The organism is Paenisporosarcina sp. TG20 (assembly GCF_000286315.1).
In the GTDB taxonomy this organism is placed as follows: domain Bacteria; phylum Bacillota; class Bacilli; order Bacillales_A; family Planococcaceae; genus Paenisporosarcina.
In genome coordinates this window covers 1-9,006 of record NZ_ALJG01000201.1, presented here as the reverse complement: position 1 = coordinate 9,006, position 9,006 = coordinate 1, and the positions used below count along the sequence as shown (strand labels likewise).

The following is a 9,006-nucleotide window of genomic DNA, read 5'->3' as shown; positions in this document are numbered from 1 at the left end:
GCATTTAATTTTACAACTAGCCCATCATTAATATTTATTGTTACACTGATTTTTGTCATTTGGCAACCTAAAAACCTATCAATAGGATGGTCAGCCTGTGGTGGGGCAATAATAGCCTTAGCCGTAGGTGTTGTTAATTTTCAAGACGTAATCGATGTAACAGGAATTGTATGGAATGCCACATTAGCATTCATAGCTATTATTATTATTTCACTCATCCTAGATGAAATTGGCTTTTTTGAGTGGGCCGCTTTACACATGGCAAGAGCCGCAAAAGGAAATGGAATTAGAATGTTTGTCTATGTTACCATTTTAGGCGCATTGGTTGCAGCATTTTTCGCAAATGATGGAGCCGCATTGATCCTTACACCAATTGTGCTTGCAATGGTTCGGAATTTGAAATTTAATGAAAAAATGATATTTCCATTTATCATTGCGAGTGGTTTTATCGCTGATACGACCTCCTTACCATTAGTAGTCAGTAACTTAGTTAACATTGTTTCAGCTGACTTTTTTGGTATTGGATTTGTCGAATATGCTTCTAGAATGATTGTACCGAACTTTTTTGCTCTACTAGCCAGTATCTTAGTATTATTTTTATTCTTCCGAAAAGATATTCCGAAGAATTATAATTTAGCAGATCTAAAAAAACCTAGTGATGCAATAAAAGACGAAAAAATGTTTCGCTTATCTTGGTATGTTTTAGCCTTATTATTAATCGGTTACTTCTCAAGTGAGTTTATAGGTGTACCTGTATCAATAGTGGCAGGAATTATAGCAATATTTTTCTTATTTATGGCACAAAAGAGTCCAGCGGTTGAAACGAGAAGTGTATTAAAAGGGGCACCATGGGCAATCGTTTTCTTCTCAATTGGTATGTATGTCGTAGTTTATGGTTTACGAAATGTGGGACTGACGAGTATCTTAGCAGATGTGATTCAACATGCAGCTAATCAAGGTTTATTCGTTGCAACGATTTCCATGGGGTTCATTGCAGCTATTTTGTCTTCAGTCATGAACAATATGCCGACAGTCATGATTAATGCCCTAGCCATCTCAGAAACGAGTACTCCAGGGACAATTAGAGAAGCTTTGATTTATGCAAATATAATAGGGTCAGACTTAGGTCCGAAAATCACACCAATTGGTTCTCTTGCGACCCTATTATGGCTCCATGTTTTATCTCAAAAAGGAGTAAAAATTGCATGGGGAACTTATTTTAAAATAGGAATTATATTAACAATCCCAACACTACTGATAACACTAATCGGACTTTATTTATGGTTATTAATTATCTAAATTAAAATAAAAAGGAGTTTTACATCATGTCTAAAAGAAGACTATATTTCTTATGCACAGGTAATTCATGCCGGAGTCAAATGGCTGAAGGTTGGGGAAAAAAATACTTGGGTGATGAGTGGCAAGTTTTAAGTGCTGGAATTGAAGCAAATGGATTGAATCCTAATGCTACAAAAGCAATGAATGAGGTCGGAATTGATATTTCAAATCAAACATCAGATATCATTGACCCACAAATTCTTAACAATGCAGATTTTGTTGTAACATTATGTGGCGACGCTGCTGACAAATGTCCAATTACACCAAAACACGTAAAACGCGAACACTGGGGATTCAATGACCCTGCTAAAGCTGAAGGTACAGATGAAGAAAAATGGGTAGTATTCCAGCAAGTTCGTGATGAAATTGGAGAACGAATTAAACAGTTTGCTGAAACCGGTAAATAATAAAAAGGGAATTTCTCAACTATCCTTTAGATGATATATAGGTATATGATTATTAGTATGTGAAAGGATGAATACAATGGCTAAAGTTGAAATTTTCGATCCTGCATTGTGTTGCCCAACAGGCGTTTGCGGACCAACTGTTGACCCGGAGTTAACAAGAGTAGCTGTAGCGGTATTTACCCTAGAGAAAAAGGGCTATGATATTAAACGATTTAACTTAGGGAGTGAACCTAGTAATTTTGTTGAAAATCAAAATGTCAATCAAATTCTCCATGAAAAAGGACCCGATGCATTACCAGTCGTACTTATGAATGGCGAAATACTAAAAGTTGGGGAATACCCTTCGAATGAAGAACTGGCTAACTGGTTTGGTATTCAAGAGAGCGAATTAAAAGAGGAGAAACCAACTAATCTTTTAGACGTTAAATTCGCGAAATAAAGGAGAGTATTTTTATGCAAAATTTTCATCCGCGGCTACTTAAAGAAACTCCTTTCTTATTCTTTACAGGAAAAGGTGGAGTAGGGAAAACATCAGTAGCTTGTGCAACAGCTGTGAATCTTACTGACCAAGGAAAAAAAGTATTATTGGTAAGTACGGACCCTGCATCTAATTTGCAAGATGTGTTTGGCATGGAGTTTAGCAACCAACCGACGAAAGTAGACAATGTCGATGGATTGTATGCATGCAATCTGGATCCGGAAGAAGCAGCTAAATCTTACAGAGATAAAGTTGTTGATCCATTTCGCGGGAAATTACCAGATGCAGTTGTTGACCAAATGGAAGAACAATTGTCTGGTGCATGTACAGTTGAAATCGCGGCATTTGATGAATTCACAAATTTACTAACGAATTTGGAGTTAATACGTGATTTTGATCATGTCATATTTGATACAGCACCGACCGGTCATACATTAAGATTGCTACAACTTCCTAATGCATGGAGTGGGTTTTTAGAAGAAAGCACACATGGTGCATCCTGTTTAGGTCCGTTATCTGGATTGTCGGAAAAAAAGGAATTGTATGCGAACACGGTGAAAGTACTTTCGGATCCTAATCAAACCAAACTCATTCTAGTGACTAGACCGGATTCATCCACTTTTTTTGAGGCTGAAAGAGCTTCAAGTGAGTTAAAAGATATTGGTATTAAAAATCAATTATTAATTATCAATGGGTTGCTGAAAAAACCTATGCATAATGATGAAATCTCTAGTGCTTTTTATAACAGACAACAAAATGCGCTAAAAGATTTACCGACCACTTTAAAGCAATTAGAAACCTATTCGTTGCCTTTTGTTTCCTATTCTTTAATAGGGAGTGAAAGCCTTCGCCATTTGTTTAAATCATATCTTCTTCCAAGTAGTGCACAGGAATCAGTGGAATTAAATAGCGATAATTTGATGACAATTAACCAAACGATTGATGATTTGTATTTTAAGAACTCACGTGTTATTTTGACAATGGGTAAAGGTGGCGTAGGAAAAACAACAATCGCTTCCTTACTTGCAGTTGGATTAGCAAAGAGAGGTAAAAAAGTTCATTTGACAACAACTGATCCTGCAGCACATTTGGAGTTTATGTTTAAGGATGAGCAAGTTATGGATAACCTCACAATAAGTAAAATTGATCCTTCAGCTGAAGTTGAGAAATACAAAGCAGAAGTTATTCTAACGGCAGGCGCTGGTTTGGATGAAGATGCTTTGCGTTATTTAGAAGAGGATTTGAATTCTCCTTGTACAGAAGAAATCGCTGTCTTTAGAGCATTTGCAGATGTAGTAGAGAAATCGATTGAAGAAATTATAGTAATTGATACAGCGCCAACAGGTCATACATTGTTGTTGCTTGATGCTGCAAAATCATATGAAAAAGAACTATCCAGATCAACTGGTGAAGTTTCTGATGCGGTTAAAAACTTGCTTCCACGTCTAAGAAATCCCGAGGAGACCAGTGTATTAATTGTTACCTTACCTGAAGCGACACCTGTTTTTGAGGCAATGCGTTTACAGCAAGACTTGAATAGAGCAGGTATTCAACCGAAGTCATGGGTAATTAATCAGAGTCTTTATGGAACTGAAACGCTAGATCCTATTTTAAGTGCGAAGGCTAATAGTGAAAAAGTGTGGATTAAAAAAGTAAGCGAGGAACTCACTTCACAAACAACAATTGTAAAGTGGCAGTCTGAAGATAAGCTTGGAATTATTGAAATGAAGGAAACTTTTTAAAGAATCAATTGGAGGAGGGATTTGACATGCATAAAGTAGTAATTTTAGGTACTGGACCTGCAGGGTTAACAGCCGCAATCTATTTAGCTAGAGCCAATATGAATCCACTTGTTATTGAAGGAGATCAACCAGGAGGACAATTAACACTGACGACAGAAGTGGAAAATTACCCTGGATTTATTGAAGGAATTATGGGTCCAGAGTTGATGGATAATATGCGTAAACAAGCTGAACGTTTTGGTGCCGAATTTAAAAGTGGCTGGGTAACAGAAGTCGATCTGTCAGAAAGACCATTTAAGCTTACTGTAAGTGGACTTGGTGAGGTCGTGACAGAATCCTTAATCCTATCAACGGGTGCTTCTGCCAAACTGCTGCAAATTCCTGGAGAAAAAGAAAACATTGGTTCAGGTGTCAGTACCTGTGCAACATGCGATGGATTTTTCTATAGAGGCAAAAAAGTAATTATCGTTGGTGGCGGGGACTCGGCAATGGAAGAAGCGAACTTCCTGACAAAATTTGCTTCGGAAGTAGTTATTGTGCATAGAAGAGAAGAGTTACGGGCGTCTAAAATTATGCAAGATCGAGCAAGACAAAACCCTAAAATTACATGGAGCTTAAATAGAAGTCCAGTTGAAGTGATGTCTAGTGGTATGAAAGTAAGTGGGCTAAAAGTGAAGAACAATGAGTCAGGTGAAGAAGAAATAATTGAGACAGATGGAATATTTGTTGCGATTGGTCACACACCGAATACAGCATTCTTAAACAATCAAATCGACACAGATAAAGTTGGTTATATCCAAGTAACACCAGGAACAACTGAAACAAATATTGCTGGAGTTTATGCTTGTGGAGATGTTCAAGATAATAAATATCGACAAGCGATAACAGCTGCTGGAACAGGGTGTATGGCAGCATTAGATGCAGAACGTTATTTAGAAGGTCAGGCCATTCACGACTGGAGTCAATCATTATAGAAGTTTGATTTAGTCACATATAAATTTATGAACGAATAAAGTGAAATCAATGTGTAATTTTACAATTACAGAAAATATATAAATCGGTCTTTTAACCGATGAAGGGGAAGAGAAAATTCATGATTATCACAGATACGGCTAAAGAAATGTTAACAAATGCAATGACGGAAAAAAATGCACAAGGGATTCGTTTTCATTTTGTTGGGCAAGGTTGTTGTGGACCACAATTAGGTCTATCTTTGGACGAACCGCAAGAGAAGGATGTAATTAAAGAGGTTAATGGGGTTCAAGTAGCAATTGATCAGCGTGTCCTAAACATGGCTGAAGAAGTGACAATTGATATGCAAAATGGAAGTTTAACGTTGGTTGGCGTTCCAGAAAACTGTTAAATACTAATTAGAGCAAAGCCTTCGTTATATAGAAGGTTTTGCTTTTTTTAAAATATTAAAGATCACTAACGTTGCATGAATTTAGCCGGAAAATTCACTCTTTCTAGGGGAGCAATAGAAGGGAAAGTGTTAAATGAGCTTGTTAATAATCTTGACTAAAAGAAGAGAACTGAATGGTAATAAATGAACCAATGAAACTTCGATTGAAAAAATAAACGGGAGGTTACTTAGGTCAATCCCTTCCCAGTGGTGTCAAAATTAATTGGATACTTGCGAAACGGGTTAAAAACTGTAGTAAGTCAAAATTAATGAATGGTAATGCTCAGAGTGGTAATTTTGTGATAATAATGGCTTGGCTCTCGAGTGCTTCATAACTATCAAAGAATACATCTTCCGAGATGATTTGCTGACCCTTAAGTGGGTTCATAAATTGAACCTTTCCATCTTCCCATCCGTTTAAAACAACTGTATGAAGGTTCGTAAAAGAAGAATGAAATTTGTTTGTTCCTTCAGTATACCAACCCCCGCGTTTAATTGGGGGTGACAGATCACGTGTTACCCAAACGATTACTGGAATACCTTGATCTATATATGACAGAATCTCTTCTCGTGTACTTCCGCTCACATTCTCTGCATATAAATTCTTTTTGTTTCTAACAATTACATCCTTCGCAGCATTAACAATTGGAGTGGCAAAGGCGTACCATCCATCGTTTAAGTTACGAGGATTACCAGCGTAAGCTATATGTGGGTTAGCGCCGAATCTTTTGCCTTCTTTAGTGCTAAAAGCTACTTTGGGCAAATATCTATCAGAGATTGTAGTTTTAGAAATGTCCATTCCATAAAAATTTAGAATAGCTGTTAAAGAGGTTATTTCGCATCCATTAGGCAGTTCGGGATACTGCATAACTGTTGGTACATCAATGTAATTTGCCTTACGTTCTATAAAAGTCTCGACCCAGATAAAAGTATCTGTAGACTCGTGTATGTATGATTTTTCTTCTTTATTATCAACTGATTGTCCACTTTCATCTATATAAGCTGTTTTAATAATGTATTCTTTTCCAGGTATCAACCCATCTATCTTCCCTTCACCCGAACTATCAGATTTCGCTGATGAAACTAGATTATCAGTCTTACTATCTAAAATATAGATGATGTAATCAGGTATGGGGTGATTGTTTCTGCTGTTTATTAATAAAAAGTTCCTGAAAGTCTTAATAGTCTCAGTATTAGACTCTAAAAATCTATCTGAGCCCAAATCCCTTGATGAAGTAGTATTCATTCCAACAATTAAAAAGGTAATGCATAAGAGTAACAACAATAATCTAAGAAATTTATGATGTAAATACTTCAAAAGACTACTCAGCTCCTAATAAATCTTTATTATGTCCAATTATTTTTTCGTAACCAAGAGACATTTAGCGTCTTGGACATTTGTTTTCGATAGTAGACATCTTTCTCATGCATCCGCTCAAATACGACAAGCATTCGCACATTTTGACAATGCTCCTGCCTATCTAGTTTAATGCACTCTCTCATCATGTCGATGTGTTCTTCCTTCAAACAAGAAGTAAAACACGTGTTGCATGTCTCTAAACTTTCTAAACAGGCTCTAATACAATCTTCATACTGTTGAATCATCATAGCATTTGTCCTTCAAATGCACTTTCAATTTCACAACCCTTATTTTCCTCAAACACAAAAGAGGTTAAACTTTTTATACTTTATCTTTCATTATTCATACAATAGAAGAAAAAAGCGAGAAGCCCTTATTACTCTAAGAGTTCTCGCTCATTTGTTTTCACTTTATTACCACAAAAAAAATAAAAAAATGGAAGTTTCAATATGAAAAGTTTACACGAAACAAGCATAAGTTTCAATAAAAGAGGAAAGGTTAATTTTGAAGGCGGTCTTTTGTCCAATTCAGGGTTACTTTTATATAAAGAGTTTGATAAAGCTAGGCATTACGGGAATGATTACAGGAAAAATCAACATCACGGATTCTTCCTCTCATCACACACACTCCAATTATAATGTCATCGTGCAAAAAGAGTGCCAGCATCTCGCAGGCTATTATACGACAATACGACCGACGATCTTTGCCCGGTTTTTCTTAAGTTATAGAGTTTACCAACCATTAATGCCGAGGAACAAATAACATAACAGATACACCAATTAAGCAAATAAATGCACCGATCCAATCGTATGTGTCAGGCATTTTCTTATCGATTCCCCATCCCCAAAGAACAGATAAAACAATAAATACACCACCATACGCAGCGTAGACTCTACCGAACGTTGGAAATGATTGAAAAGTAGCAAGAACACCGTATAAAGCTAATGCTATTCCTCCAAATAACCCCAAATAAGCAGGTTTACCTTCCCGTAACCAAAGCCATATAAGATATCCGCCGCCAATTTCAACTAAACCCGCAAATAGAAAAAGTATTATCACAGTAAACAAAGTAGAATCACCCTTTTTAATTATTTACTTACTAGTACATGTGAATTTATCTCTGGAAACCAAATTGACTCTTACTTACAGTTTACTTTAAGTAGTAGACTTTAAACTATTTAAAGGAGTTTCTTTGAAAAGAGCATTTGTTAAATCAATGCTAAATAAAGGCGCGAGGATAACTTTATTAATAATAATTATCATTTAGAAAACATAAAACCCATCGTTTATGTTGAATTTAAATTAAAAATTCTCATTTAAGACTATATATTATCAATAAAGTTGTACCTTATAATTATATCTGTTATATTAAGAGTATGATAAATAAGTAGGGGGAATTGAATTATGTTACCAACAAAAATGACGGAAGCTTTAAATAATCAATTTAATAATGAACTTCAGGCTGCTCATGCGTACAAGGCAATGGCCACATATTTCTCGGATAAAGGATACCAAGGTTTTGCCAATTTTTATTTAGTACAATCTAAAGAAGAAGATTTTCATGCAATGAAGTTCTATCATTTCTTAGTTACAATGGGAGAAAAACCAGTAATACAAGGATTGCTTGAACCAAAGAGTGTCTTCGAAAATGCTTTAGATGTAGTTAAACAATCGTTGGAACAAGAAAAAGAAGTGACTAGAGATATCTATTCATTGGTTACTCTTGCGGAAGAATTAAAGGAACACTCGACCAAAGCATTTTTAGACTGGTTTATTAAAGAACAAATTGAAGAAGAAGATGCTTTCCGAACAATCATTGTGAAATTGAGTGGAATACAAGAAGGTGGCGAGTACTTTCTTAAGATGGACGAAGACTTTTCTCAACGAACAATGGAATAATATAAAAAAAACCAGCACACGGCAACGTTGTGCTGGTTTTTTTTACAAGATAAGAAACCACCATCTACCATGAAAAATGATCCTCAGAAAAAAGAGGTACTAGTAAAGCCCTTAGTTTGATATTGTCTTTTTGTTTATAATTATTTTCACACACAAGTATATAAATTTAGTGAGCCATGAATCCCATATTCCCGGTATTTTAAGGAGTAGGTTCTAGTATGATACCGCCGATTTGCGCTCCAGGCGGACGCTTTCCACGGGGCGGGCGGAGAGCCTCCTCGGTCGCTAGCGCTCCACTGCGGGGTCTCACCTGTCCCGCTAATCCCGTAGGAGTCGCCGCCTTCCGCTTCAATCAAGTAAATGTTTTCGAATTGATCATA

Annotated in this window: 9 protein-coding genes; 7 read left to right on the top strand and 2 right to left on the bottom strand. The window is 36.2% G+C overall.

The window, feature by feature from the left end; translation table 11 throughout:
- Window positions 1-30: 30 nt before the first annotated feature.
- From B371_RS0103845 to B371_RS0103820, 6 genes are all read left to right on the top strand, one after another.
- Window positions 31-1,299, top strand: coding sequence for an arsenical efflux pump membrane protein ArsB (locus B371_RS0103845; RefSeq protein WP_026022959.1), 1,269 nt, complete (start codon window positions 31-33; stop codon window positions 1,297-1,299).
- Between the two features lie 26 nt (window positions 1,300-1,325).
- Window positions 1,326-1,745 carry an arsenate reductase (thioredoxin) gene (gene arsC / locus B371_RS0103840; RefSeq protein ID WP_019412983.1) on the top strand — a complete coding sequence of 140 codons (420 nt, stop codon included), beginning with the start codon at window positions 1,326-1,328 and terminating at the stop codon, window positions 1,743-1,745.
- Window positions 1,746-1,821: 76 nt separating this feature from the next.
- Window positions 1,822-2,184, top strand: a complete 363-nt coding sequence (gene arsD, locus B371_RS0103835; RefSeq protein WP_019412982.1) for an arsenite efflux transporter metallochaperone ArsD — start codon at window positions 1,822-1,824, stop codon at window positions 2,182-2,184.
- 14 nt (window positions 2,185-2,198) lie between these two features.
- Window positions 2,199-3,965, top strand: a complete 1,767-nt coding sequence (gene arsA, locus B371_RS0103830) for an arsenical pump-driving ATPase (protein ID WP_019412981.1) — start codon at window positions 2,199-2,201, stop codon at window positions 3,963-3,965.
- A 26-nt stretch (window positions 3,966-3,991) separates the two neighbouring features.
- Window positions 3,992-4,939, top strand: a complete 948-nt coding sequence (gene trxB / locus B371_RS0103825; protein WP_019412980.1) for a thioredoxin-disulfide reductase — start codon at window positions 3,992-3,994, stop codon at window positions 4,937-4,939.
- A gap of 119 nt (window positions 4,940-5,058) precedes the next feature.
- Window positions 5,059-5,328 carry an iron-sulfur cluster biosynthesis family protein gene (locus B371_RS0103820; protein WP_019412979.1) on the top strand — a complete coding sequence of 90 codons (270 nt, stop codon included), beginning with the start codon at window positions 5,059-5,061 and terminating at the stop codon, window positions 5,326-5,328.
- A gap of 322 nt (window positions 5,329-5,650) precedes the next feature.
- Here B371_RS0103820 and B371_RS21230 read toward each other — a convergent pair whose 3' ends face one another.
- Together B371_RS21230 and B371_RS0103805 are read right to left on the bottom strand one after the other, a co-directional pair.
- Window positions 5,651-6,685, bottom strand: coding sequence for a C39 family peptidase (locus tag B371_RS21230; RefSeq protein WP_019412978.1), 1,035 nt, complete (start codon window positions 6,683-6,685; stop codon window positions 5,651-5,653).
- A 783-nt stretch (window positions 6,686-7,468) separates the two neighbouring features.
- On the bottom strand, window positions 7,469-7,795 hold the full coding sequence (locus B371_RS0103805) for a YnfA family protein (protein WP_019412976.1): 327 nt from the start codon (window positions 7,793-7,795) through the stop codon (window positions 7,469-7,471).
- 336 nt (window positions 7,796-8,131) lie between these two features.
- On the opposite strand from B371_RS0103805, the gene B371_RS0103800 reads away from it, so the two are divergent.
- Complete coding sequence (locus tag B371_RS0103800) at window positions 8,132-8,626, top strand: ferritin (protein WP_019412975.1); 495 nt, start codon at window positions 8,132-8,134, stop codon at window positions 8,624-8,626.
- The last annotated feature ends 380 nt before the right edge of the window (window positions 8,627-9,006 follow it).

Excerpts from the sequence above, each read along its gene's own strand:
- arsD (WP_019412982.1), top strand. The coding sequence starts at position 1,822 with ATGGCTAAAGTTGAAATTTTCGATCCTGCATTGTGTTGCCCAACAGGC.
- trxB (WP_019412980.1), top strand. The coding sequence starts at position 3,992 with ATGCATAAAGTAGTAATTTTAGGTACTGGACCTGCAGGGTTAACAGCC.
- arsC (WP_019412983.1), top strand. The coding sequence starts at position 1,326 with ATGTCTAAAAGAAGACTATATTTCTTATGCACAGGTAATTCATGCCGG.
- B371_RS0103800 (WP_019412975.1), top strand. The coding sequence starts at position 8,132 with ATGTTACCAACAAAAATGACGGAAGCTTTAAATAATCAATTTAATAAT.
- arsA (WP_019412981.1), top strand. The coding sequence starts at position 2,199 with ATGCAAAATTTTCATCCGCGGCTACTTAAAGAAACTCCTTTCTTATTC.
- B371_RS0103820 (WP_019412979.1), top strand. The coding sequence starts at position 5,059 with ATGATTATCACAGATACGGCTAAAGAAATGTTAACAAATGCAATGACG.